The 23,821-nt window shown below is 40.0% G+C and carries 23 protein-coding genes; 14 read left to right on the top strand and 9 right to left on the bottom strand.

What is annotated here, in order from left to right; genetic code table 11:
- Position 1: 1 nt before the first annotated feature.
- A complete protein-coding gene (gene csdA / locus ACU696_RS18340; RefSeq protein ID WP_196723987.1) occupies positions 2-1,207 on the bottom strand; it encodes a cysteine desulfurase CsdA in 1,206 nt (401 codons plus the stop codon).
- Positions 1,208-1,904: 697 nt separating this feature from the next.
- Between csdA and ACU696_RS18335 the strand changes: the two genes are divergently transcribed.
- The 3 genes from ACU696_RS18335 to rlmM are packed head-to-tail and all read left to right on the top strand — an operon-like array spanning position 1,905 to position 4,365.
- On the top strand, positions 1,905-2,846 hold the full coding sequence (locus ACU696_RS18335) for a transcriptional regulator GcvA (RefSeq protein ID WP_004908711.1): 942 nt from the start codon (positions 1,905-1,907) through the stop codon (positions 2,844-2,846).
- Positions 2,847-2,873: 27 nt separating this feature from the next.
- Positions 2,874-3,269, top strand: a complete 396-nt coding sequence (locus ACU696_RS18330) for a DUF423 domain-containing protein (RefSeq protein ID WP_004908716.1) — start codon at positions 2,874-2,876, stop codon at positions 3,267-3,269.
- Positions 3,262-4,365, top strand: a complete 1,104-nt coding sequence (gene rlmM, locus ACU696_RS18325; protein WP_109911794.1) for a 23S rRNA (cytidine(2498)-2'-O)-methyltransferase RlmM — start codon at positions 3,262-3,264, stop codon at positions 4,363-4,365. Before ACU696_RS18330 ends, rlmM begins: the two co-directional genes overlap by 8 nt.
- A gap of 54 nt (positions 4,366-4,419) precedes the next feature.
- Here the strand turns inward: rlmM and xni are convergent, their stop codons facing one another.
- The 3 genes from xni to queF form a co-directional block, all read right to left on the bottom strand.
- Positions 4,420-5,175: a flap endonuclease Xni gene (xni, locus tag ACU696_RS18320; protein ID WP_209101905.1), complete on the bottom strand. Its 756-nt coding sequence runs from the start codon at positions 5,173-5,175 to the stop codon at positions 4,420-4,422.
- Between the two features lie 18 nt (positions 5,176-5,193).
- Complete coding sequence (ppnN, locus tag ACU696_RS18315) at positions 5,194-6,561, bottom strand: nucleotide 5'-monophosphate nucleosidase PpnN (protein ID WP_123382299.1); 1,368 nt, start codon at positions 6,559-6,561, stop codon at positions 5,194-5,196.
- A gap of 85 nt (positions 6,562-6,646) precedes the next feature.
- Complete coding sequence (gene queF / locus ACU696_RS18310) at positions 6,647-7,492, bottom strand: NADPH-dependent 7-cyano-7-deazaguanine reductase QueF (RefSeq protein WP_123382300.1); 846 nt, start codon at positions 7,490-7,492, stop codon at positions 6,647-6,649.
- A gap of 146 nt (positions 7,493-7,638) precedes the next feature.
- Here queF and syd point away from each other — a divergent pair, with 146 nt between their 5' ends.
- Positions 7,639-8,199 (top strand): SecY-interacting protein, encoded by a 561-nt coding sequence (syd, locus tag ACU696_RS18305; protein ID WP_004908733.1) that lies wholly within the window; start codon positions 7,639-7,641, stop codon positions 8,197-8,199.
- Between the two features lie 463 nt (positions 8,200-8,662).
- On the opposite strand, the gene ACU696_RS18300 is transcribed toward syd, so the two are convergent.
- Positions 8,663-9,559, bottom strand: coding sequence for a DUF535 family protein (locus ACU696_RS18300; protein WP_209101907.1), 897 nt, complete (start codon positions 9,557-9,559; stop codon positions 8,663-8,665).
- Positions 9,560-9,814: 255 nt separating this feature from the next.
- On the opposite strand from ACU696_RS18300, the gene ACU696_RS18295 reads away from it, so the two are divergent.
- The 3 genes from ACU696_RS18295 to ACU696_RS18285 are packed head-to-tail and all read left to right on the top strand — an operon-like array spanning position 9,815 to position 11,390.
- The gene (locus ACU696_RS18295; RefSeq protein ID WP_109911797.1) at positions 9,815-10,150 is read left to right on the top strand and encodes a YqcC family protein; all 336 of its coding nucleotides are present in this window, start codon (positions 9,815-9,817) and stop codon (positions 10,148-10,150) included.
- A 7-nt stretch (positions 10,151-10,157) separates the two neighbouring features.
- Positions 10,158-10,916, top strand: coding sequence for a tRNA pseudouridine(65) synthase TruC (gene truC, locus ACU696_RS18290; RefSeq protein ID WP_004908740.1), 759 nt, complete (start codon positions 10,158-10,160; stop codon positions 10,914-10,916).
- Positions 10,917-10,937: 21 nt separating this feature from the next.
- Entirely contained in the window at positions 10,938-11,390 is a 453-nt protein-coding gene (locus tag ACU696_RS18285) for a flavodoxin (protein ID WP_004908745.1), read from the top strand.
- Between the two features lie 83 nt (positions 11,391-11,473).
- Here ACU696_RS18285 and ACU696_RS18280 read toward each other — a convergent pair whose 3' ends face one another.
- From ACU696_RS18280 to map, 4 genes are all read right to left on the bottom strand, one after another.
- Entirely contained in the window at positions 11,474-11,854 is a 381-nt protein-coding gene (locus ACU696_RS18280; RefSeq protein WP_004908747.1) for a DUF3461 family protein, read from the bottom strand.
- 418 nt (positions 11,855-12,272) lie between these two features.
- A complete protein-coding gene (gene dapD, locus ACU696_RS18275) occupies positions 12,273-13,100 on the bottom strand; it encodes a 2,3,4,5-tetrahydropyridine-2,6-dicarboxylate N-succinyltransferase (RefSeq protein ID WP_004908750.1) in 828 nt (275 codons plus the stop codon).
- Between the two features lie 62 nt (positions 13,101-13,162).
- Positions 13,163-15,799, bottom strand: a complete 2,637-nt coding sequence (glnD, locus tag ACU696_RS18270) for a bifunctional uridylyltransferase/uridylyl-removing protein GlnD (RefSeq protein ID WP_109911799.1) — start codon at positions 15,797-15,799, stop codon at positions 13,163-13,165.
- Between the two features lie 108 nt (positions 15,800-15,907).
- Positions 15,908-16,705: a type I methionyl aminopeptidase gene (gene map / locus ACU696_RS18265; RefSeq protein ID WP_036957992.1), complete on the bottom strand. Its 798-nt coding sequence runs from the start codon at positions 16,703-16,705 to the stop codon at positions 15,908-15,910.
- A gap of 651 nt (positions 16,706-17,356) precedes the next feature.
- Here map and rpsB point away from each other — a divergent pair.
- The 7 genes from rpsB (at position 17,357) to cdsA (ending at position 23,813) form a co-directional block, all read left to right on the top strand.
- Entirely contained in the window at positions 17,357-18,082 is a 726-nt protein-coding gene (rpsB, locus tag ACU696_RS18260; protein WP_004908759.1) for a 30S ribosomal protein S2, read from the top strand.
- A 142-nt stretch (positions 18,083-18,224) separates the two neighbouring features.
- Complete coding sequence (gene tsf, locus ACU696_RS18255) at positions 18,225-19,076, top strand: translation elongation factor Ts (RefSeq protein ID WP_004908761.1); 852 nt, start codon at positions 18,225-18,227, stop codon at positions 19,074-19,076.
- A 190-nt stretch (positions 19,077-19,266) separates the two neighbouring features.
- Positions 19,267-19,995 carry a UMP kinase gene (gene pyrH, locus ACU696_RS18250; protein WP_004257499.1) on the top strand — a complete coding sequence of 243 codons (729 nt, stop codon included), beginning with the start codon at positions 19,267-19,269 and terminating at the stop codon, positions 19,993-19,995.
- Positions 19,996-20,102: 107 nt separating this feature from the next.
- Positions 20,103-20,660 (top strand): ribosome recycling factor, encoded by a 558-nt coding sequence (gene frr, locus ACU696_RS18245; RefSeq protein WP_109911800.1) that lies wholly within the window; start codon positions 20,103-20,105, stop codon positions 20,658-20,660.
- A 147-nt stretch (positions 20,661-20,807) separates the two neighbouring features.
- The gene (gene ispC / locus ACU696_RS18240; protein WP_004908768.1) at positions 20,808-22,001 is read left to right on the top strand and encodes a 1-deoxy-D-xylulose-5-phosphate reductoisomerase; all 1,194 of its coding nucleotides are present in this window, start codon (positions 20,808-20,810) and stop codon (positions 21,999-22,001) included.
- Between the two features lie 186 nt (positions 22,002-22,187).
- The gene (gene uppS / locus ACU696_RS18235) at positions 22,188-22,943 is read left to right on the top strand and encodes a polyprenyl diphosphate synthase (protein WP_109911801.1); all 756 of its coding nucleotides are present in this window, start codon (positions 22,188-22,190) and stop codon (positions 22,941-22,943) included.
- 9 nt (positions 22,944-22,952) lie between these two features.
- Positions 22,953-23,813, top strand: coding sequence for a phosphatidate cytidylyltransferase (gene cdsA / locus ACU696_RS18230; RefSeq protein ID WP_004908774.1), 861 nt, complete (start codon positions 22,953-22,955; stop codon positions 23,811-23,813).
- The last annotated feature ends 8 nt before the right edge of the window (positions 23,814-23,821 follow it).

Here is a 23,821-nt window from a genome sequence, read left to right as displayed (position 1 = left end):
TTTATTCATTGAGTATAGAAAGTGAAACAGTAACTGCATCGATAAATTTATCGACATCTTGCTGGTTATTGTAAGGCATCATTGAGATGCGCAAGCAGCCACTTATATTTAATGCATCCATTAATGGTTGGGTGCAATGTTGACCATAGCGTAATGCAATATTTTGCTCGGTCAAGAGGGCTCCCAGATCACTATGGTGAACATCTTTGAAGTTAAATGATAGCAAAGGAGAATGAGGTACACTATAGCTAATAAAGCCGGGTAGCGCCGACAGTTTTTTAGCTGCATATTCGATTAATGAGCAAGTATATGTTTCTGCTAGTGTTAAATTTATTTCTTCCAGCCACTCTAAAGTAGCCGAAAAGGCAATTACCCCTGCAATATTCGGTGTTCCTGCTTCGAATCGTTGGGGAATAGGGGCAAGAGTGAAATTATCAAATGTGACGTGAGTCAACATTTTTCCTCCACCATGCCAAGGAGTCATTTGCTCTAAAAGTTCTGTTTTGGCGTAGCAAACCCCAAGCCCAGTCGGCCCATATAACTTATGTGCTGAAAATACATAGAAATCGATATTTAGCTCACTGACATTTATAGGGCTATGAACGACACCTTGTGCTCCATCAACAACGACTAGCGCCCCTACTTGGTGAGCAAGTTGAGTCACCATCTGTATATCTGGCTGATAGCCAGTTACATTAGACATTTGTGTGATAGCGATGACTTTCGTTTTTTCCGATAATTTAGATTTGAGAACATCAAGGTTCAACGTCAGGTTTTTTTCAACCGGCCATTTTATAATTTTGGCGCCAGTTTGCTGTGAAAGCATAATCCAAGGTAATAAATTTGAATGATGTTCTATTTCGCTGACAATAATTTCATCGTTAGGCTGTAATCTTGAGCGAAAATAACCTTGTGTAATTAAATTAATTGATTCTGTTGTCCCGCGAGTCCAAATAATATTTTTTTCACTTGAAGCATGAATATATTTCGCCGCACGAATTCGACCTAGTTCATAGTTACGGGTTAATTTTAATGATTCAGGTGATTGCCCGCGATATACCGAACTGCCTGACAAGCGATAATAGTCATTTGATGCATTGATCATGGCAATGGGCTTTAATGCTGTAGCTGCACTATCAAAAAATAGTGTTGGTGAGTCTATCGCTGGAAAAGCGAGACGAAATGTGGCGGCGCTGAAATGATCCATGAGTATTTTCTTTTTAGTCAAAATTTCAATGTGATTTGATATTACTGAGTGCTGTATTAATGGATTGTACATTTATTAGTACATTTATGGTTATTTCTGATTAATTTAAACGCATCATTTTTTAATCTAATCATTGAAATATTTTGTTACGTTTGGTATTAATTGTTAGCATTATTCTCTATGTGGTTTCAAGATGATTCAGTGTTTTGCATTACAATACAATGCCTTTAACTTATAAAGTTATTTTTTTCAGCACTTAGTAAATAATTTTCAAGATTTATCTTAAATATCTTACTGATAGTTTTTTCGGTACACTAGTAATTATCTATAGATATCTGTATTTGTTAAGTTAAATTGTTTAAGTAAATACCATTAAAATATTAAAAAAAGAGTAAAAAAAAGCACCGCGCGTTGGCGGTGCACTATATAAAATCACTATGGACAGACAGGGTAAATGTACAGGAAGTGAAAAAACAGTAGCTAAAGCTACAAAGGTCTGGTTCAACCAGACAACTTGCAAACACAACATCACAACCACAAAGCCAAAAGTTTCAAAGTAACTAAACTCTGTAACTTTTCGTTCCGGCTTAGGAAGTGTGCATACTATAGGTATTTACTAGCGTATCCTCAAGGGACAAATTATAATGCTTCGGATGAAAAAAACTAATGCATAACAAGATGCCAAGTAGAAGTGATTATGTCTAAAAGATTACCGCCCCTAAATGCTCTGAGAGTCTTTGATGCTGCAGCTCGTCATTTAAGTTTTACTAAGGCAGCAGAAGAATTATTTGTAACTCAAGCGGCCGTTAGCCACCAAATGAAAAGTTTGGAGGATTTCCTTGGGTTGAAATTGTTTCGCCGACGCAATCGTTCATTGCTATTGACAGAAGAAGGTCAAAGCTATTATCTTGATATTAAAGAGATTTTCTCTTCTTTGAACGAGGCGACACGTAAATTACAAGCTAGAAGTGCAAAAGGGGCATTAACGGTGAGTTTATCCCCAAGTTTTGCGATTCAGTGGCTGGTACCAAGGCTTTCTGGTTTTAATCAAGCCTATCCCGGAATTGATGTGCGGATCCAAGCTGTAGATAGAGAAGAAGATAAATTGGCAGATGACGTTGATGTCGCTATTTTCTACGGTAAAGGTAATTGGCCTGGGCTAAGAACAGACAGGCTTTATGCTGAATATTTAATGCCAGTATGTTCACCATCTTTATTAACAGGGGATCGCCAACTAAAAAATCCTGAGGATTTAGCAAAACATACGTTACTTCACGATTCTTCACGAAGGGACTGGCAAGCATATGTTAAGCAACTAGAGTTACAAAATGTAGTTAATGTACAGCAAGGTCCTATTTTTAGTCATAGCGCTATGGTTATTCAAGCCGCGGTTCATGGCCAAGGAATTGCACTAACGAATAATGTGATGGCTAAAAATGAAATTGATGCAGGGCGCTTAGTTTGTCCCTTTAGTGAGGTATTAGTTAGTAAAAATGCATTCTACTTAGTTTGCCAAGAAAATCAGGCTGATTTAGGCAAAATAGCTGCATTTCGCCAATGGATTCTTGGGCAGGCTGCAAGTGAACAAGAGAAATTAGGCTTTATTACGGGTGACCAAGATGTGGCGCTTATTCAGTAATCAAGTATTTAAATAAAAGGTGTTACTGTGAATAGTCGTTTGATGTTAATTTTCGCTGGAATTAGTGGTTTCTTTACTGTTGCTTTTGGGGCTATTGGTTCACACGCGTTATCGTCAATTATGAGTGTCCACCAAATGGACTGGATTGAAATCGGGCTACGTTATCAAATGTTGCATACTGTTGCATTGATGGTGCTCGGGGCAATTCTATTACGTAAAATTATTCTGTGGTTCTACTGGTCAGGTGTGTTTTTCTCTGTTGGGATACTTCTTTTTAGCGGTAGCCTTTATTGTATGGCACTATTGCAGGTAAAATACTTTTCTTATTTTACGCCAATAGGTGGTGTATGTTTCCTAATTGGTTGGCTGTTAGTGGTTATTGGCGCTATGCGTCTAAGGAAATCGGCGTCACGCAATGAGTAATAAAATTGCACTATATTGCCGTCCAGGCTTTGAAAAAGAATGTGCAGCAGAGATTACAGATAAAGCTGGGCAAAAAGAAATTTATGGTTTTGCCCGCGTAAAAGAAAATAGTGGTTATGTTATTTTTGAGTGCTACCAAGCAGAAGATGCGGATACACTCGCACGAACGTTACCTTTTCGAGAATTAATTTTTGCTCGTCAAATGATTGTAATAGGGGACTTACTTAAGGATTTACCGCCTGAAGACCGTATTACCCCGATTGTAAATGCATTGAGTCAGCAAGTTGTGCGGGCAGGAGATCTCCGTGTTGAAGTTGCTGATACCAACGAATCGAAAGAATTGCTAAAGTTTTGCCGCAAGTTTACGGTACCTTTGCGTAATGCATTACGTAAAGAAAAAATCTTATTACCACTTGAAAATTTTAAGCGACCAGTTATTCATGTATTCTTTATTGCCCCAGGTTGCTGCTATACCGGGTATTCATATACTAATAATAGTTCGAATTTCTATATGGGGATCCCAAGGTTAAAATTCCCATCAGATGCCCCGAGCCGTTCAACCTTAAAACTTGAGGAAGCTTTCCATGTCTTTATTCCTTATGAAGAATGGGAGGAGCGTCTAGCAAGTGGAATGAAAGCTGTAGATCTTGGAGCATGTCCAGGGGGATGGACTTATCAATTGGTGAAACGCAGTATGATGGTCGATGCTGTAGATAATGGTCCTATGGCGGAAAGCCTTATGGATACAGGGCAAGTTAAGCATCACCGTGAAGATGGTTTTAAATTTAAGCCTACTTCCCATAACATCACTTGGTTAGTCTGTGATATGGTCGAAAAACCAGCTAAAGTTGCTGCATTAATGACGGATTGGCTTGCTCAAGGTTGGTGCCGAGAGGCCATTTTTAACTTAAAATTGCCGATGAAAAAGCGCTATGAAGAAGTCTCACATATCTTAGAAAAGTTGAAAATACAGCTTAAAGAACAAGGCGTTAATGTGTTGATTCAAGCGAAGCAGCTTTATCATGACCGAGAAGAAGTGACTGTACATGTGATGAGGGTATGGTCGGCGAATCCGATGGCACGTGAGTATTATTAATTCATAAATTCAGTCAATAAAAAGGCCACTAATGAAGTGGCCTTTTTATTTCTACTAGCTGGTTGTATAACGCAGCTGATTTAAATTTCCTTGGAGCACAATATCGGTTCTTAACGTCGCAATATCTCGGCAAATCAATGCAATCTCCTGCTGATTGATTAGCTTTTTCTGCCATTTCTCTTCAATTTTATCTAAATTGGCAAATATATTTTCAATTGAGTGGTATTGCTGCAAGAGTATTGTCGCACTTTTGGGGCCAATGCCCGCGACACCAGGAACTTTACTACTACTGATCCCAGCAAGTCCCCAATAATCAGGGAGCTGCTCAGGAGAAACGCCAAATTCCTTTTCAATAAAAGGGATATCAAGCCAGCGCTTTTGAAAATAATCGCGAATTCTTAAGTTAGGGGCAAGTAGCTGGCAGTAACCTTTATCTGTGGATACGATGGTGACAGTGTGCCCCGAACCTGCAATACGTGTTGCTAAGGTAGCGGCTAAATCATCGGCTTCATCTCCTTCAGACTGCCAACAGTGAATCCCTTTTTCTTTAAATAAGGCTATTAATACGGGGAGCTCAGTATGCAAATCTTCAGGCATAGGTTGCCGACCTGCTTTGTAATCGGGCAGTTTTTCATGACGCCAGCTTTGATGACGCCCTTCTTCATCGAACACCGCAACAACGTGTGTGGCATTAGTGTGGGCGATCAACTGCGATATTGCAGATAAACAAGTTTCTCCACACGGGCTTCCTTGCACCGCGTGGATACGGCGTATTAAGTTTAATGCATCAATAATTAATAAGTGGATCATAAATACGCCATCATTTACTTATTTCACGATTTCATAGCAAGGTTCATATGCCGTACCACCCGGTAATTTCATACGATGTTGCTCAACGAAGCCTTGTAATAGCACATCCATACGCTTCATTAGCTCACTATCGCCGTGAATTTTGAATGGTCCATGCTTTTCTATGGCTTTCATACCAAATTCTTTCACGTTACCAGCCACAATACCGGAGAAAGCACGGCGTAAATCTGAAGCCAATTTTTCAGGGGCTTGCCCTGGATGGAGGTTCAGTGATGCCATATTTTCATGCGTTGGTTCGAATGGATGCTGTAAATCGTGAGCAATTTTAATGGACCAGTTAAAGCTATAGGCATCGCCGGTGCTACGGCGATTTTCTTTAACTTGTGGCATGCTACGTTTCATTACACGAGCAACTTCTGGTGCATCGTCAATAATAATTTGGTAATGCTTACTGGCTTCATCACCTAAAGTGTGACGAATAAAATCGTCTAACACTTCAAAGTATTCTGCACTTTCTTTTGGACCCGTTAAAATCAATGGTAGAACTTGTTCACTGTTGGCTGGGTCCATCAAGATACCAAGTAAATAAAGCAACTCTTCAGCGGTACCAACACCACCAGGGAAGATAATAATCCCATGACCTAATCGAACGAATGCCTCTAAACGTTTTTCGATATCAGGCATAATGATGAGCTCGTTCACTAATGGGTTTGGTGGCTCAGCAGCGATAATTGAAGGTTCAGTTAAACCGATAAAACGGCTATTTTTGTATTGTTGTTGGGCATGGCCAACAGCGGCACCTTTCATTGGTGCTTCCATCGCTCCCGGGCCACAACCAGTACAGATATTGAGTTCACGCAAGCCAAGCTCGTTACCGACCTTACGGCCATATTGGTATTCAATTTCATTAATTGAGTGGCCCCCCCAGCAAACAATCATACTTGGGTCTTCATCAATATGTAGTGCGCGAGCATTACGTAATATAGAGAAAATCATATTGGTGATATGCGTGCCGTTTTCGAGGTCTAGATTAAATTGTTCTTTGGCATGCGTAATCTGCGCATGAACAAATAAAATGTCACGTAAGACGGCAAACAGGTTTGCTTGTAAGGTGCGGATGATTTTACCATCAACAAAGGCTTTTTCTGGGGGCTCGATAAGTTCAAGCTTAACGCCACGTTCACGACGTAATACATTGATATCAAAATTTTTACTTTTTTCTAATAGCTCTTTGCTGCTATCAGTTAAGCTGCCTGAATGCAAAACGGCTAAAGAGCAATTCCTAAATAATTGGTACAAATCGCTACTGGCCGTGCGTTTTAGCATATCAACTTCAAGTTGAGAGAGTAGATCCATAGATCCTAATGGACTGATATGAGTAATCAAGTAGTACTCCTTTACCCCATGGGTTCTTGATATGTGAATTGTACTGCAAATGTATTAATTACATTTACTTTTCAAGCATATATATTTATTGCCGTGATAAGCGACCTAATTCAGGCGTAAATTCTTCATTACTACGCCATGGGTTTATGTCAAGCCCTCCACGGCGAGTATAGCGTGCGTAAACACTTAATTTTTCAGGTTTACATAATTGCATAATATCAGTGAAAATGCGTTCAACGCATTGTTCGTGAAACTCATTATGATGGCGAAATGAGACCAAGTAACGTAATAAGGCTTCGCGATTAATTTTTGGTCCGCGATAGTGGATCTGCACAGAGCCCCAGTCAGGTTGATTGGTAATTAAACAATTTGATTTTAATAAATGGCTCACTAACGTTTCGTCAACAACTTGTTGTTGGGTACAATTCGCCAAATAGTCACGATTAAACTCATAATTATCAATGTCAATTTCTTGCTCATCAATACATGTGCCAAGTAATGGCTGGATAGGTTGATGAGAAAAGTGCTCTAATTTATGGAGTGTAACGCTTACTTGCCCATTAGCACAGCGGCTTAAATCATTTTGCAAAGCGCTTCGCACATTTTCCCAAGTTTCAAAACGCGTTTGGTTAAAACTGTTTAGATAAAGCTTAAAACTTTTAGACTCAATTAAATTTTCGCTATTTGCATCAACACTAATCGAGCCTATCGCTACTTGGGGAACACCACGCTGATTTAGCCATGAAAGCTCGTACATTGTCCAAATGTCAGCACCGTGAAATGGAAGCGACTTAGCGTGAATGGCTAAAGGATCACGATTTAAGCTACGAGGGACAGCTTGTAATAATGTGGCATCATACTGGTCATGATAAGCCGTTTTTTTCCCAAGAGTTAAATTATTAAGTGCGGGATTATTCTGATAGTGTGACATAGGAGTCCTTATACTTCATAAACTAAAAATGAGGCTAACAGGTAAAAATTGGGATATTTTCTTCGTCTGTGAACTTCTGTCATAATACCATTTATCGGCAACATTGACGCCTTTCTCTTTAAATTGACTACAAAAAATAGATAATTATGAATACATCACATTCTGCCGCACTACATAATTTTACTCAAAAATATGTTTCACAATGGCATCAACAAACGGGGTTACCTCCTGCCTCAACAGATTTATATGGCATTCCATCTCCCTGTATTGTCCGTACAGGTGAAAATTGGGTTTACTGGGAGCCTCAAGCATTTCCAATAAAGGATGCGAACTTGGATAAAGTCGCGACAGCATTGGAGATTAATTTACAAAGTGATATCCATACTTTTTATACGACACAGCTTGCTGGCGATATGAAAGCCACATTTCGTGATATTACGCTGAGTTTAGTGCAGGTTTGGAATGAAGATGACTTCATCCGTTTGCAAGAGAATTTAATTGGTCATTTAGTCACTCAAAAGCGTTTAAAACTATCCCCCACGCTGTTCATTGCGACTTTAGAGTCTGAGATTGAAATGATATCAATGTGTAATCTCACGGGGGAAATTATATTAGAAAAATTTGGTAGTCAGGACCGGCGTGTACTTTCTTCGAATTTAACAAGTTTTCTGGATGAACTAGGGGTTGTCGTTGAACCTCAGGGGTAAGTATTTTTAAGTGGGTTTGTGTAAGTAAATGCCTACAATTGAACTAAGTAATTTCTTAAAAAATGATCTTTATATTGTAATGATAATTATTTAACTTTTAATTTCATGGCGTTACTATCTGGTATGCGATTTTTGCGTGTTTTACTGTGTTATTGTTTATTTTGCTAGGTTGTTTCATTAATAGATTTAATGCATTCTTATCTCGCTGGACAGGGTAAACTCGTTTAGCTTTTTATACCTTCTTGTGAGGTATAAAAATTGTTTAAAACAAAGCGATGGAACGCGACTAGATGACGAATCTATGAATTTGTTTTAATCAACAGGATGTTGAATGACGGGAAGTCATTTTGCAGGATGCGTAAATTTTAAAGTATGGGCCAGTCAGCTTAGGTTGACTGGCTTTTTTAGTTATGAATCACTCGTAGCTAAGTGGTGTTAAAGTGCTAAAGATAATTTATTAAAATTAATGCTCTAAGCTAATTGAATTCTTGGTTAACGAGGTAATAATCTCTTGAGTCATGGCATCGCGTAGTGCTTCCCGGCGGCGAAATTCAGCACGACGCTGGCTTTTCACTGACTCAATATCTCGTACAGGCTCTTGAGTGGGTAATTGGAACCAACCATCAGGTGTTTTCGTTGCACTACATTCTTGCCAAAACGTATCGTAGCTTGATTTCAAATGTTGGCTCTTAATATGGCACTGGTTTGAAATTCCTAATATTGATTTTACCTGAAAGAAGCTTGCTACGGCATAAATGGCTGACATTAATAAGTTTTTTGGTCTCATACCGTGCATCTGTTTAGTAATTAATCTAACTTGGTCGACACTTTGTTCAGTGGAAGGGCCTTGCAAAGAGCATACGTATAGTTGACCTTCAGGGCCAAAGGAAAAGCTCATTAAATAAATATCGTCGCCCGTTTCATTTTTCAAGTGTAAAGTGAGATCGCCTTCCCGAGGGTATTGAGAATAAATCAAAGTTAATTGAGCGAACTCGCCTGATTTTAATTCAATGTTTGCCACGATAAGCCCTTTTCGCTTAGCAGAAAACATCGCTTCAATAGCTTCAGGTTTAAATGTCTTTTCAATTAAGTTGAGAGTGTAGCTGGCGGTTAATAGCTTTTGCTTTCCGCTCCAGCTTTTATGTAGATACTTATTTATAGGGCGTTCGATAAAATGAGGAACGCTTTCAATAACTGAAGAAAATTGCGCACTACGGTAGTTTTGGCACATAACTTGATAATGCTGATATTGTGACGAAGGTAGCTTTGAAATACGTATTTTTCTTTTTAATTCAATATAGTTAGAATTTAAAGCTTTCCAGACTTTATTTTCTTTACGCCACTGTTTTAGTCGTCCCATAGATAAACCATTTTGTTGTTAATTATTCTGTAAGTACTAAATTGATAAAACATTTAATCTTACATGTGCTATCTGCAACAAAATATAAACGAATCTTATTAAATGAGTTGTTCGATTAATAGCTACGATAATAATTATTATCGATATGCAAAATAAATAAACTTGTATTTGTTAAGGCTTAACCCCATGTATCCGACAGAATTATGATAGAAAATACCGTATATTTGCTGCAGCCATCACTAAATGAGTTTAAGTATGAATATTGAACAACGTATTATTGAGAAACTTCGTCACTTAGAAGAGGAAATGAAATTAAAATCCCTTTGGAATGAACAGCCACCTTCACCTGAAGCTTTTAACAGCATAGAGCCTTTTTGTATTGATACGATGGAGGCTATAGAGTGGCTGCAGTGGATTTTGATACCTCGTCTTCAAATGTTAATTGAACAAGGGGCAGTACTGCCAACTAATTTTGCCGTCGCGCCTTATTTTGAAGAAGCTTATAAGCATGATGAAGAAGAACAATACACGCTAATTATTAATTATTTGCGTGAATTAGATGGTTTTTTCTCAACGAAGACCAACGGGTAATTTATTGATGTTGGAAATTATTTATCACGACGAATATCTGGTGGCGGTGAATAAGCCTGCGGGTATGTTAGTGCACCGCAGCTGGTTGGACAGTAAAGAAACCGTATTTGTTATGCAAACATTACGTGACCAAATTGGCCAGTATGTTTATCCCATTCATCGCCTCGATAGGCCTACCTCAGGTATATTACTTTTTGCATTATCGAGCGAGGTTGCAAGGCTGTTATCGGCTCAATTTGAAAACCATCAGTTAGAAAAAGTGTATCACGCTGTTGTTCGTGGTTATTTAACCGAAGAGCAAACCATCGATTATCCGCTATTAGAAGAATTAGATAAAATTGCAGATAAACATGCGTCACGTGAACCTGTTCTACAGGAATGCGTTACCCACTGTAAACCGATAGCAACAGTTGAGTGCGCGATTGCGATTGGGCGATATGAAACATCAAGATTTAGTTTAGTTGAGTTAAAACCTGAAACTGGTCGTAAACATCAATTGAGAAGGCATATGTCTCACCTTCGTCACCCTATTATTGGTGATAGCAAGCATGGAGACTTACGGCAGAATAGAGGAGTGAATACACATTTTTCAGTGTCTCGCTTGATGTTACATGCCAGCTTATTAAATTTAAATCACCCAATAACAAAAGAAAATATATCGTTAGTTGCCACGTGGGATACACAATGGTTGTCATTAATTGAGCAATTTGGATGGTCAGATAAAGTTGCAAAATTAGGGATAAACGTCATTAACTCATCAAGTTAACTATGAAATAGAGGGAATGTTATGTCAAAAATAGGCATTTTTGTTGGAACTGTCTATGGGAACTCTTTAGCTGTTGCGGAAACGGCACAAGAAATTTTAGAGCAGCAAGGGCATGAAGTGGTTGTTTTTGATGAGCCCACCTTGAATGATTGGCAACTTTATAATTCAGGCAATGAAATTGCACTTATTGTTACTTCGTCGACAGGGCAAGGGGATTTGCCTGATACAATCGCCCCGTTATATAGCGAAATCAAAGATGTTGTCGGTTATCAACCGGATTTGCGTTATGGCCTAATTGCTTTAGGCGATAGCAGTTATGAAAGTTTTTGTGGCGCTGGTATTCGTTTTGATGAGTTGTTAGCTGAGCAATCAGCAACCCGTATTGGTGATATTTTATTTATTGATGCGATTGAAGTCGATGTTCCCGAGGAGTTTGCTAAGCCTTGGGTTGAAGCATGGGCTGAGTTACTTTAAATGTCTGCGCCGTAGTATTACCAGTATTAATGATAAATATCGGCAGTACTACGGCGCAGTAAATCAATCGTTTCGCCTGTAAATTATTTACGGGTCAATTTTTCTAGATCCGCTTCAATTTCCGCGATCTTGTTTGAAACCACATGTTCAAGATGACGTAAATCATCAAGAATTTTGTGTTTTAAATCAATATCAGTTTGATCTGTTTGGCAAATTTGGTCTAGTTCTTCGATGGCATAACGCAGGTTAGTGTTAATTTCATTAATTTCTTTGAAATTATTATTACCATCCGCAATGGTTTTACGCTGGCGTGGATATTTGAATTTTACGCTTTTAGCGAAAAACTCCCCTTTATCTTTGCGAAAATAAATTTTTAAAATGTCATTATTCGCTTCTTGGCGTAAGGTGTAGCGGTCGATGTCTTGAGGGTTACTGATGCCTAAACTTTTCAAATTATCGTACATGTTAGCTCGCTTTACTGTAGAGACAGAGTCGGTGAACAAAGTGATAGTGTGAGCAGGCCGTAACAATATCGGTCTATTTCTCGTTAAGAAGTTATCTATTCTACCCATCTGGGTGATAGATTGAATGATGTTATTACGCAAACAGCATCATTATAATGAAAAATAAAATAATACAGTTTTATTAGAGGTAAACGGCAAAAGCTACGGACATATTATGCGCGATTTCTAGAAATTGACAAACTTCTCTTTGCAATTAATGCGCTAATATTAAAAGGTAACGCTGATATGGCCACCCGAGTTGCATACGAGTGTATGCGATTCGGGATAGCTTCGATTTTTAACCTAATTACAATGGCTCATGACAAAAACTTATTATAAAAACCAGTAACAGGTTTGGTATGAGATTCTAGGTGATTAATTACTCATCAATCGTTCTTAATAATTCATTAATACCGACTTTGCCGCGAGTTTTCTCATCGACTTTTTTAACAATGACTGCGCAATATAGGCTATAGCGACCATCTTTTGATGGTAAATTTCCCGATACAACCACGGAACCAGCAGGGACTCGGCCGTAATGAATTTCACCTGTTTCACGGTCATAGATTTTGGTGCTTTGTCCCAGATAAACCCCCATTGAAATAACGGAGCCTTCTTCAACAATCACCCCTTCGACCACTTCGGAACGAGCACCAATAAAGCAGTTGTCTTCAATAATCGTTGGGTTGGCTTGTAGTGGCTCTAAGACACCGCCAATACCCACGCCACCAGATAAATGCACGTTTTTACCAATCTGCGCACATGAGCCCACGGTTGCCCATGTATCCACCATGGTGCCTTCATCAACGTAGGCACCAATATTGACATAAGATGGCATTAATACGCTATTTTTAGCGATATAAGCGCCTTTACGTACAGCCGCTGGAGGAACAACTCGGAAGCCTTCTTTCTCGAAGCGAGCTTGGTCATAATCTGCAAATTTCATCGGCACTTTATCGAAATAACGGCTTTCTGCACCGTCAATCACTTGGTTATCTTGAATGCGAAAGGATAACAAAACCGCTTTTTTCAGCCATTGATGGGTAACCCAAACACCGGCAATTTTTTCAGCTACACGCAATTTGCCGCTATCGAGTAATGCAATGGTATCTAGCACGGCTTGTTTTACCGAACTTGATACAGTATTTGGTGTGATACTGGCTCGCTCTTCGAACGCTTGTTCAATGATCGCTTGTAAATGCTGCATTGATTGTATTTTCCTCTTGAATGACATAAAAGTGAACGTTCACCATGAAAATGTGATGGACGCTATATTTTATCCTTCGATTTTAGGGTTTCTGTCAACCTTTCTGATAACTCTTGTTGCATATTTTTAGTCAACGCTTTGTGATCTTTATCTGCTAACACAAAGAAATCTTCCACTTTTTCGCCAATTGTGGTGATGCGCGCGCCATACAGAGAAATTTCCATTTGAGCAAAAATATGACCGATGCGAGCTAATAAACCAGGTTGGTCCAAAGCGAACAACTCCATATAAGTGCGACGTTCGTTAGTGGAATGTAGAAAATTAACTTTTGTTGGCACGGTAAAGTGACGTAACTTTGACGGTAAAGTACGTGGCTTAGGCAGTGAAATTTCGGGTTGCTGAACGGCTAATAACAACATTTTTCGAATATGATCGTATCTGTCTTTGGATAGGGGGCTACCGTTAGGTTCAAGTACGACGAAGGTATCCATGGCCATATTGTCTTTGTTAGTAAAAATTTGAGCACTGTGAATGCTTAAATTTCGTCGATCTAATTCGCTGGCGACAGCGGCAAATAAATGGGGTTTATCATGGCACCAAATGAAAATTTCTGTTCCGCCATGTTTAGGTTGCGTGCTGATTAACACTAAAGGCTGGCTCAAATCATGGGCTAGTAGGTGCTTAGCATGCCATGCTAATTGGGATGGAGTGTGACGTAAAAAATAATCTGCATGGCAACGAGACCATAACCCTTGTAGTTTTTCTTCATCAATGGATGATTGGCGCAGTAATGATAAAGCCTGATAACGATGGTGACGAATGCGTTCACGTAAGTCAGGGGTGCTTTGCATGCCTTGATTTAACTGGTGTTCTGTTGATAAAAATAGTTCACGAATTAAACTTTGTTTCCAACTATTCCACAGCGTGCTATTTGTCGCACAAATGTCAGCGACAGTTAGACACATCAGGTAGTTAAGCCGTGAAACGGTTTTTACTTCCCCTGCAAATTGTTTAATGACATCAGGATCTTGGATGTCGCGTCGTTGAGCGGTTACTGACATCAATAAGTGATTTTTCACCAACCATGACGCCAATTCAGCTTCTTTGGTAGAAAAATCATGTAGTAAGGCAAAATCATAAACAAACTCAGAGCCGAGATCGGAGTGATCTCCTGAGCGGCCTTTAGCAATATCGTGGAAAATCGCTGCTAATCGTAAAAGCTCAGGTTGCAATAATTTGGGATAAACACTAACGCAAAGAGGGTGATCTCGTCGGTTTTCTTCTAAGGTAAAGCTATCAATTTTTTGCAGCACACGAATAGTATGTTCATCAACGGTATATGCATGGAATAGGTCGAATTGCATTTGCCCGACAATATTGCTCCATAGCGGTGTGTAAGCGCTTAATACACTATGAAGGTGCATGGGAACAAAGGCACCTTTGATTGCTCTGGGGTGGCGTAGAATTTTGATAAACAGTTTTCGGGCTTCAGGAATTTCACATAATGGCACTGAAAGGTTACGGCGTGCATAACGAAGCTGACGTAATGTGGTGGAATAGATCCCTGTAATATTTGGATAGCGAGCCATTTGATAAAACATTTTTAAAATAGCAGCTGGTTGCTTAATAAATAATTCTTCATCAATAACATCAATCAATGACCCGCGTAATTGGAATAGCGAATCAATAGGGCGTGGTTTTTCGTTAGGGTTAAGCGTTAAAATGGCCTCATCAAATAATTGTAATAGCATTTGATTGAGTTCTCTCACCCGGCGAGTGACACGATAGAAATCTTTCATCATTCGTTCAACGGGTTGGTTTTTTTCGCCCTCATAACCCAGTAACCGAGCTACACTAAACTGGCGGTCAAATAGTAGACGATTATCATGACGTTTCACCACTAAATGGAGCGCAAAGCGAATTTTCCATAAAAACATTAAGCACTCTTTGAGTTCTTGGCGCTCTTCTTCGGTGAGAAAGCCAAAGCCCACCATTTCATCGACGGTGGTTGCGCCAAAATGGCGCCTGCCGACCCACAGTAATGTATGGATATCTCGCAATCCCCCTGGGCTACTTTTAATATCAGGTTCTAAATTATAGCTGGTGCTATGGTAGCGTTGATGACGTTCTTGTTGTTCTTCAATTTTTGCAGCAAAAAAGACCGCGGAAGGCCAAAAATCATCGCTAAAAATGGTTTTTTGTAATTGTAAAAACAGGGTGACATCACCACAAATTAGCCGTGATTCAATGAGATTAGTTGCAGTGGTTAGGTCTGCATTTCCGGCTTCAATGCATTCAGCCAGCGAACGAACACTGTGGCCGATATCAAACCGTAGATCCCACAATAGAGTAATAAATTGCCCAATTTCGCTAGCAATGTGCTCTGGAAGAGGGGTTTTGCTTAACACTAAAATATCAATGTCAGAAAGTGGGTGCAATTCATGGCGTCCATAACCCCCAACAGCGATTAGTGACATATCTGGTTGCTTATCAAATTGAAAGGATTGCCATAATCGCGTTAGTAAGGCATCAAGATAGTCACTACGTAAGTGAATGAGATCGACAACATCTTTACCTTGCTTGAAAGCCTCTTCGAGCCACTGATCAAAATTATCGACATGTTGCCTTAATGAATTCAGCTCAAGGTCATGAGTACTAAATTGATTAGGGGGTAGGTAGGAAGCTGAATTTACAGTCATCTTTATCTTTCCGTATTGATAGCAATAGGGGTTAGCTACCAGCTTACGGTTTTTTGATAAAAATGAACAGAGGAAGAGCCTTCGGTTAGGAAGGCTCTACAGAGAAGATTATTCGTTAACTAATACCGCAGAGATAAATGGTTCTTCTTCTTTACGCAGTGTGAGGATTTCACAGCCGTTATCCGTCACAACTAACGTATGTTCATATTGGGCAGACCAGCCGCGGTCTTTGGTTTTTACTGTCCAACCATCTTTCATGGTACGAATACGGTGATCGCCTGTATTGACCATAGGCTCAATGGTAAAAGTCATCCCTTTTTGCAGGACTACGCCACTGTCGTCAGCGTCGTAGTGTAGAACTTGTGGTTCTTCATGAAAACCTTGGCCAATGCCGTGGCCGCAATATTCACGCACAACAGAGAAATCTTGTTTTTCGACAAATTCTTGAATGGCTTTACCCAAAGTTCGTAAGCGAATACCCGGTTTAACCATACGAATTGCCAAATACAAGCTGTCTAGTGTGACTTGGCAAAGGCGCTCACCTTGAATCGTCGGTTTACCAACGATAAACATTTTGGAGGTATCGCCATGGAAGCCATCTTTGATGACGGTAACATCAATATTGACAATATCGCCATCTTTCAAAATTTTATCATCACTAGGAATGCCGTGGCAGATGACATCATTGACGGATATACAAACTGATTTAGGAAAACCGTGATAATTCAGGCACGCAGGGATAGCTTGCTGTACGTCAACAATATGTTGATGACATAGGCGATCTAATTCACCTGTACTAACTCCCGGCACAACGTGCGGAGCAATCATTTCTAATACTTCTGCGGCTAAGCGGCCAGCAACGCGCATTTTCTGAATATCTTCTTCAGTTTTGATAATAATAGCCATGAGTGTAGTCCATTCATGCCAACATTGATTAAAGGCATGTTAAAAAAGAGGGGTAAAAATAGGGAGCCCATTTTACATCGATGAGACATATGGTAACAGCCACCGCATTTTCTGCCAACTAGCTATCGAACGGATTCGAAAGTCGAAGTTACTTTATAGTAGATAAGGAAAGGAGCAGAGCTTGTTCATTTTGAGCTTTTAACAGCACAAAATGCAAAATAATAATGAAGGTCATCTAGAAGGCATTGCAAAAATAAGGCTTTTTTATCTTGCCAAATAGTGTCTATAATTGAGCTGAGCAATGGTTAAATATTGCTCAGCTCAATAGCTTTAAATCAAATCCACTTTTAGGCACTTTTGTGAGCGAAAAAAACAACAAAAGTTGGCTTCTAAGTTGGTTTTATGGTATAAAGCGCGCCGGCAATCCATATTATTTCTTATCACCATCATCGAAATGTCATTTTATGGCGTCAAGATGAAGCCGTTGATAAAATATTGGATGTGCGAAACTTAAAACTCAATTGTGTAATAACACACACAAATCGACACGTGCACCGGGGTGCTCTTATGCGTTTTTTAACGCAGCTTTGGAGTCGGTAGCATGGGATTTGTGGAGGCATAACCCCAATTACTTAAATACAGAGGTATTAAATGGCAACTGTTTCCATGCGCGATATGTTACAAGCAGGCGTACACTTTGGTCACCAGACTCGTTACTGGAACCCAAAAATGAAACCTTTCATTTTCGGTGCGCGTAACAAAGTTCATATCATCAACCTGGAAAAAACTGTTCCAATGTTCAACGAAGCTCTGGCTGAGTTGACTAAAATTGCTTCTCGTAAAGGCAAAATTCTGTTTGTCGGTACTAAACGTGCTGCAAGCGAAGCCGTTCAAGAAGCTGCTAACAGCTGTGATCAGTATTTCGTTAACCACCGTTGGTTAGGCGGAATGTTGACTAACTGGAAAACCGTTCGTCAGTCAATCAAACGTCTGAAAGATTTAGAAATTCAATCACAAGACGGTACTTTTGACAAACTGACTAAGAAAGAAGCGCTGATGCGTACTCGTGAACTTGGTAAGTTAGAAAACAGCTTAGGCGGTATCAAAGATATGGGCGGTTTACCTGACGCTCTGTTCGTTATCGATGCAGACCACGAACACATTGCTATCAAAGAAGCAAACAACCTGGGTATCCCAGTATTTGCTATCGTTGATACTAACTCTGATCCAGACGGTATCGACTTCGTTATCCCTGGTAACGATGATGCAATCCGTGCAATCAAACTGTATCTGGGCGCTGTAGCAAGCACCGTTCGTGAAGGTCGTTCACAAGATCTGGCTGTTCAAGCAGAAGAAAGCTTAGTAGAAGCTGAATAATAAGGCTCAAACCCTTATTTAGGTATTGCTATACAGGTACTGCTATATGTTAGAAGGGGCCTGATTTAGGCCCCTTTTATATATGAATCAGAACTATCCACGTGGGGAAGACTCCCACGGGGAATATCGAGGAATAAATCACATGTCTGGAATTACCGCTGCATTGGTAAAAGAACTGCGCGAACGTACTGGCGCAGGTATGATGGAATGTAAAAAAGCACTTGTTGAAGCTAATGGCGACATCGAATTAGCGATTGATAACATGCGTAAATCAGGTCAAGCAAAAGCGGCTAAAAAAGCAGGTCGCGTTGCAGCTGAAGGTGTTATCCTGACGGAAGTTTTCAACGGTGGTAAAACAGGTGCTCTGGTTGAGCTGAACTGTGAAACTGACTTCGTTGCTAAAGATGCAGGTTTCTTAGCATTCGGTAAAGAAGTTTTAGCTTCTGTTGTCGCTGACAAAAATGCTGACATCGATGCACTGAAAGCAAAATTCGAAGAAGCTCGTACAACATTAGTTGCGAAAATTGGTGAGAACATCAATATTCGTCGCGTTGCTATTCTGGAAGGCGCACAAGTAGGTAGCTACCTGCACGGTGCTCGTATTGGTGTTTTAGTTGCGGCTGAAGGCGCTGACGAAGAGTTACTGAAACACATCGCTATGCATATCGCTGCAAGCAAACCTGAATATGTAACTCCAGATGATGTTCCTGCTGATGTTGTTGCTCACGAGCATCAAATTCAGTTAGACATCGCAATGCAATCTGGTAAACCACGCGAAATCGCTGAAAAAATGGTTATCGGTCGCATGAACAAATTCACAGGCGAAATCTCTCTGACTGGCCAGCCTTTCGTAATGGACCCAAGCAAATCTGTTGGTGACTTACTGAAAGAGAAAGGTGCTACTGTTTCTGGTTTCCTTCGTTTCGAAGTAGGTGAAGGTATCGAGAAAGTTGAAACTGACTTTGCAGCAGAAGTTGCTGCGATGAGCAAGTAATCAACTAAGGGCCGCCAATTGGCGGCTCTGTTTTATATACGTATATTCCCCGGATGTTAGCGTCATCGGCATACGCTAGAATTTGTGTGTATAAAAAAATTATATTTAAATTAATTAAAAATTTTAGGTACGTAGAACCGTGTGATTCTACGTGTGTTACCCCAATAAATATCTGTTAGGACAGAACACCATGGCAACCAATGCAAAACCCGTTTATCAGCGTATTCTGCTTAAATTAAGTGGCGAAGCCTTACAAGGCGCAGAAGGTTTTGGTATCGATGCTAGCGTTTTAGATCGTATGGCTCAGGAAATTAAAGAACTCATAGAACTGGGTATACAGGTCGGTGTGGTTATTGGCGGTGGTAACCTGTTTCGTGGTGCTGGTTTGGCACAAGCTGGCATGAACCGTGTTGTCGGAGACCACATGGGAATGCTAGCAACGGTGATGAACGGACTCGCGATGCGTGATGCATTACATCGCGCCTATGTGAATGCAAGACTGATGTCTGCGATCCCACTTAACGGTGTCTGTGATAACTATAGCTGGGCAGAGGCCATTAGCTTGTTACGTCACGGCCGCGTTGTTATTTTTTCGGCAGGAACAGGAAACCCATTCTTTACAACAGACTCCGCTGCGTGCCTACGTGGTATTGAAATTGAAGCGGATGTTGTGTTAAAAGCAACAAAAGTTGATGGTGTTTATTCAGCAGACCCTGCTAAAGACCCTGACGCAGTTCTTTATGAAAATCTGAGCTACCAAGAAGTGTTGGAACGTGAACTTAAAGTGATGGACTTAGCAGCATTCACATTAGCACGTGACCATAACTTACCGATTCGTGTATTCAATATGAATAAACCGGGCGCTTTACGACGCGTTGTTATGGGCGAAAATGAAGGAACTCTGATTTCTCACAATTAATACTCAGAGACATGACCTGAGTTTAAATGTATTATCTAATATAAATTCAGACAATTTAAGCGAGGTCGCATGCGGCCTTTAATAACCAGTTCTTAAGGGTTGAAAACGTGATTAACGAAATCCAAAAAGATGCTCAAGACCGTATGGAAAAGAGCCTTGAAGCATTCAAAAACCAAATTAGTAAAGTTCGTACAGGCCGTGCATCTCCAAGCCTATTAGATGGCATTACTGTTGAGTACTACGGTTCAGCGACACCTTTGCGCCAATTAGCTAACGTCACTGTTGAAGATTCACGGACATTAGCTATTTCGGTTTTTGACCGTAGCATGTCACCAGCGATTGAAAAAGCAATCATGGCATCAGATTTGGGCCTGAACCCGTCATCAGCGGGTACTGTTATCCGTGTTCCACTTCCTCCATTAACGGAAGAACGTCGTAAAGACTTAATTAAAGTGGTCCGTGGTGAGGCAGAGCAAGGTCGTATCGCAGTTCGTAACGTTCGCCGTGACGCTAACGACAAAGTCAAAGCGTTACTGAAAGATAAAGAAATCAGTGAAGATGACGAACGTCGTTCACAAGATGATATCCAAAAACTGACTGATAGCTACATCAAGAAAGTTGATGAAGCATTAGCGCAAAAAGAAGCAGAGTTGATGGAATTTTAATCCATCATAATAATAAAGCCACCAATGCAGACGGTAAAAGTGTGCGTTAGCGTGGCTTTATTATTTTTCAAGTTTATTAAAAAATCCTTTCTAACCTCTAAGCTGATATAATCTCAGTATTGAATTAATACAGAGTACTCAATCACTATGAAACGTCTGACAATCCTAGGTTCTACAGGCTCAATTGGTACAAATACACTTTCTGTTGTTCGCCAAAATCCCGAAAAATTTCAAATTGTTGCTTTAGTGGCAGGAAAAAATGTCACTGAAATGGCGAAACAATGCCTTGAGTTTAATCCGAAATATGTCTCAATGGCGGATGAATTATCAGCAAAAGCCTTAAAAACTATTTTGATTGAGAATAACTGCAAGACTGAGGTTTTGTCAGGAAAACAAGCGGCTATTGACCTTGCGGGCCTTGATGATGCCGACCAAGTTATGTCAGCAATTACCGGAGTTGCCGGTTTACTTCCTACCTTGGCTGCAATACGTAAAGGTAAAAGAATATTATTAGCGAATAAAGAGTCTTTAATTACCAGTGGCCGTTTATTCTTTAATGAGATTCGTAAGCACAATGCAACCGTATTTCCTATTGATAGCGAGCATAATGCTATTTTCCAAAGTTTACCGGAAATTATTCAACGCAATTTAGGCTTTGCTGATTTATCAGCCTCGGGTATTTCAAGTATTGTTTTGACCGGTTCTGGCGGGCCTTTTAGGGATACACCATTATCGCATTTTGATAACGTGACACCTGATGAAGCATGTAACCATCCAAATTGGTCAATGGGACGAAAAATATCAGTTGATTCAGCGACAATGATGAATAAAGGTCTAGAATATATTGAGGCTTGCTACTTTTTTAATGCGAATGCTGAGCAGATGGAAGTAATTATCCATCCTCAATCGGTTATTCATTCTATGGTTCGGTATAAAGATGGCAGCGTGATAGCACAACTGGGTACGCCTGATATGCGCACTCCGATTTCATATAGCATGGCTTATCCTCAACGTATCATATCTGGTGCAAAACCTCTTGATTTTGCAACGCTTTCATCATTAACGTTTGTTCAGCCTGACTACCAACGCTATCCTTGCTTGAAGCTCGCAATCGATGCCTGCCACCAAGGGCAAGCCGCTACAACCGCGCTTAATGGTGCAAATGAAGTGACTGTTGCGGCCTTTCTTGAAGGCAAAATACGCTTTACGGATATAGCAAAAATTAACCACAGTGTATTAGATAGCCAAGTTTTTTCTGAACCTGTTTCAATTGAAGAGGTCTTAGAAATCGACGAGCGAGCACGTAAAAATGCAGAAAAAATAATCGCTCAGACAATTTAACGCTGGTATGTGTTTTATTTAGTTGCTGATAGCCATAATAACTCTTTAATATGTGACGTGTTTAAAAAAAGAAAAATAACATAGCACTACTTTGAGAATTAAGGATGTGTCTTATCAGCAAATTCAATAATAGTAGTTATTATTGGTCTGTATACTCAAAGTGGTACTCACAAGGATTAATATTTAATGAACTCTAGTGGTGAAAATCTCTCTGATTCAATGATGCCTAAGCATGTTGCTATCATTATGGATGGTAATGGTCGATGGGCTAAGCAAAGAGGGAAACTCAGAATTACAGGTCATAAGGCAGGTGTTGAATCTGTCCGTAATTCGGTGCGTTTTGCGGTGAAAAATAAAATTAGTTCGCTCACATTGTATGCATTTAGCAGTGAAAACTGGAGACGACCAGAGAAAGAAGTGAGTTCTCTAATGGAACTATTTGTTTTTGCTCTTGATAATGAAGTTAAAAACCTGCATAAAAACAATGTCAAACTAAAAGTCATTGGTGATATTAGTCGTTTTAGTGAACGCCTCAGAAAAAGAATTGATAAGGCAGAAGCATTAACGCAAAACAACACTGGGCTAAAACTGAATATAGCCGCGAACTATGGTGGTCGCTGGGACATCAGTAACAGTGTAAAACAAGTATTTGCAAAGGTACAAAGTGGTGAACTTTCTATTGATGACATCAATGAAGAAAATATTAATGACCATATTTGTATGCATGATCAAGAAAATGTCGATTTAGTCATTAGAACCGGTGGGGAGCATCGCATTAGCAACTTCCTATTATGGCAAGTCGCTTATGCGGAATTTTATTTCACCAACGTTTTGTGGCCAGATTTTGATGAAATGGTGTTTCAGAGTGCAGTTGATGCTTTTAGTAAGCGTGAGCGCCGTTATGGTGGAGCTGAATCAGATGATGAACTGGGCAAGGAATAGGGGATAGATGTGCTGAAATATCGTTTACTTACTGCGATAGTCTTAATACCGATTGTTATAGCAGCTCTGTTTTTACTTTCCCCAGCAAATTTTGGGCTTGTCGTAATTGCGGTTTGTGCTTTAGGAGCTTGGGAATGGGCACAATTTGTCGGCTGGCATTCACAAGCTAAACGTGTCGGGTTGGCGGTTGTTTTTGCAGCAATATTACTTGCAATGCAATTTTCTATCTCCAATATAAACCAGTTCTCCTCTGAGCCTATGGTTTTGTATGGCCTGTGGGCAGGTCTTATTTGGTGGGTAATAGCGATTATTTTAGTTGTTACCTACCCAGCATCGGCTTCTTGGGGTAAATCAGCAATTATCCGGTTGTTATTTGGCGTGTTAACGATTATCCCATTTTATTGTGGAATGATGGTTTTAAGAACTGTGGGTTATCAAAGTGATACATTCTTCGGTGCTTGGTGGTTACTGTATGTCATGTTGCTAGTTTGGGGGGCAGATTCAGGTGCCTATGCATTTGGTCGTACTATCGGACGCAACAAAATGGCACCTAAGGTATCTCCTGGTAAAACGTGGGAAGGCTTAGTCGGTGGGCTGATAACAGCAGGGATTATCTCATGGTTATTTAGCGCCTTTGCGCCAATCCCTGTGATGCCTGATTATTTACTAGTGACTTCAATTATTGTTGTTGTAGTATCAGTATTTGGTGATTTGACCGAAAGTATGTTTAAGCGTCAATCAGGTATTAAAGATAGTAGCCACTTAATTCCAGGGCATGGCGGTATTTTGGATCGTATTGATAGCCTGACGGCAGCAATCCCTGTTTTTGCTGGGCTAAATTTGTTAATTTTTAACGGTTTTGGTCTTTAGGAAGATAC

It is taken from the genome of Providencia sp. PROV_01 (assembly GCF_053098325.1).
Note: the sequence above shows the minus strand (reverse complement) of the source record. Positions and strands in the feature narration are given on the sequence as shown.

What these genes read in the sequence shown, in the direction of transcription:
- queF (WP_123382300.1), bottom strand. Translation starts at nt 7,492, where the DNA reads ATGTCACACTATCAGAATAATCCCGCACTTAATAATTTAACTCTTGGG.
- csdA (WP_196723987.1), bottom strand. Translation starts at nt 1,207, where the DNA reads ATGGATCATTTCAGCGCCGCCACATTTCGTCTCGCTTTTCCAGCGATA.
- dapD (WP_004908750.1), bottom strand. Translation starts at nt 13,100, where the DNA reads ATGCAGCATTTACAAGCGATCATTGAACAAGCGTTCGAAGAGCGAGCC.
- xni (WP_209101905.1), bottom strand. Translation starts at nt 5,175, where the DNA reads ATGATCCACTTATTAATTATTGATGCATTAAACTTAATACGCCGTATC.
- ispC (WP_004908768.1), top strand. Translation starts at nt 20,808, where the DNA reads ATGAAACGTCTGACAATCCTAGGTTCTACAGGCTCAATTGGTACAAAT.
- syd (WP_004908733.1), top strand. Translation starts at nt 7,639, where the DNA reads ATGAATACATCACATTCTGCCGCACTACATAATTTTACTCAAAAATAT.
- glnD (WP_109911799.1), bottom strand. Translation starts at nt 15,799, where the DNA reads ATGACTGTAAATTCAGCTTCCTACCTACCCCCTAATCAATTTAGTACT.
- map (WP_036957992.1), bottom strand. Translation starts at nt 16,705, where the DNA reads ATGGCTATTATTATCAAAACTGAAGAAGATATTCAGAAAATGCGCGTT.
- ACU696_RS18295 (WP_109911797.1), top strand. Translation starts at nt 9,815, where the DNA reads ATGAATATTGAACAACGTATTATTGAGAAACTTCGTCACTTAGAAGAG.
- truC (WP_004908740.1), top strand. Translation starts at nt 10,158, where the DNA reads ATGTTGGAAATTATTTATCACGACGAATATCTGGTGGCGGTGAATAAG.
- uppS (WP_109911801.1), top strand. Translation starts at nt 22,188, where the DNA reads ATGAACTCTAGTGGTGAAAATCTCTCTGATTCAATGATGCCTAAGCAT.
- rpsB (WP_004908759.1), top strand. Translation starts at nt 17,357, where the DNA reads ATGGCAACTGTTTCCATGCGCGATATGTTACAAGCAGGCGTACACTTT.
- ACU696_RS18335 (WP_004908711.1), top strand. Translation starts at nt 1,905, where the DNA reads ATGTCTAAAAGATTACCGCCCCTAAATGCTCTGAGAGTCTTTGATGCT.
- ACU696_RS18285 (WP_004908745.1), top strand. Translation starts at nt 10,938, where the DNA reads ATGTCAAAAATAGGCATTTTTGTTGGAACTGTCTATGGGAACTCTTTA.
- rlmM (WP_109911794.1), top strand. Translation starts at nt 3,262, where the DNA reads ATGAGTAATAAAATTGCACTATATTGCCGTCCAGGCTTTGAAAAAGAA.
- tsf (WP_004908761.1), top strand. Translation starts at nt 18,225, where the DNA reads ATGTCTGGAATTACCGCTGCATTGGTAAAAGAACTGCGCGAACGTACT.
- ACU696_RS18300 (WP_209101907.1), bottom strand. Translation starts at nt 9,559, where the DNA reads ATGGGACGACTAAAACAGTGGCGTAAAGAAAATAAAGTCTGGAAAGCT.
- pyrH (WP_004257499.1), top strand. Translation starts at nt 19,267, where the DNA reads ATGGCAACCAATGCAAAACCCGTTTATCAGCGTATTCTGCTTAAATTA.
- ACU696_RS18280 (WP_004908747.1), bottom strand. Translation starts at nt 11,854, where the DNA reads ATGTACGATAATTTGAAAAGTTTAGGCATCAGTAACCCTCAAGACATC.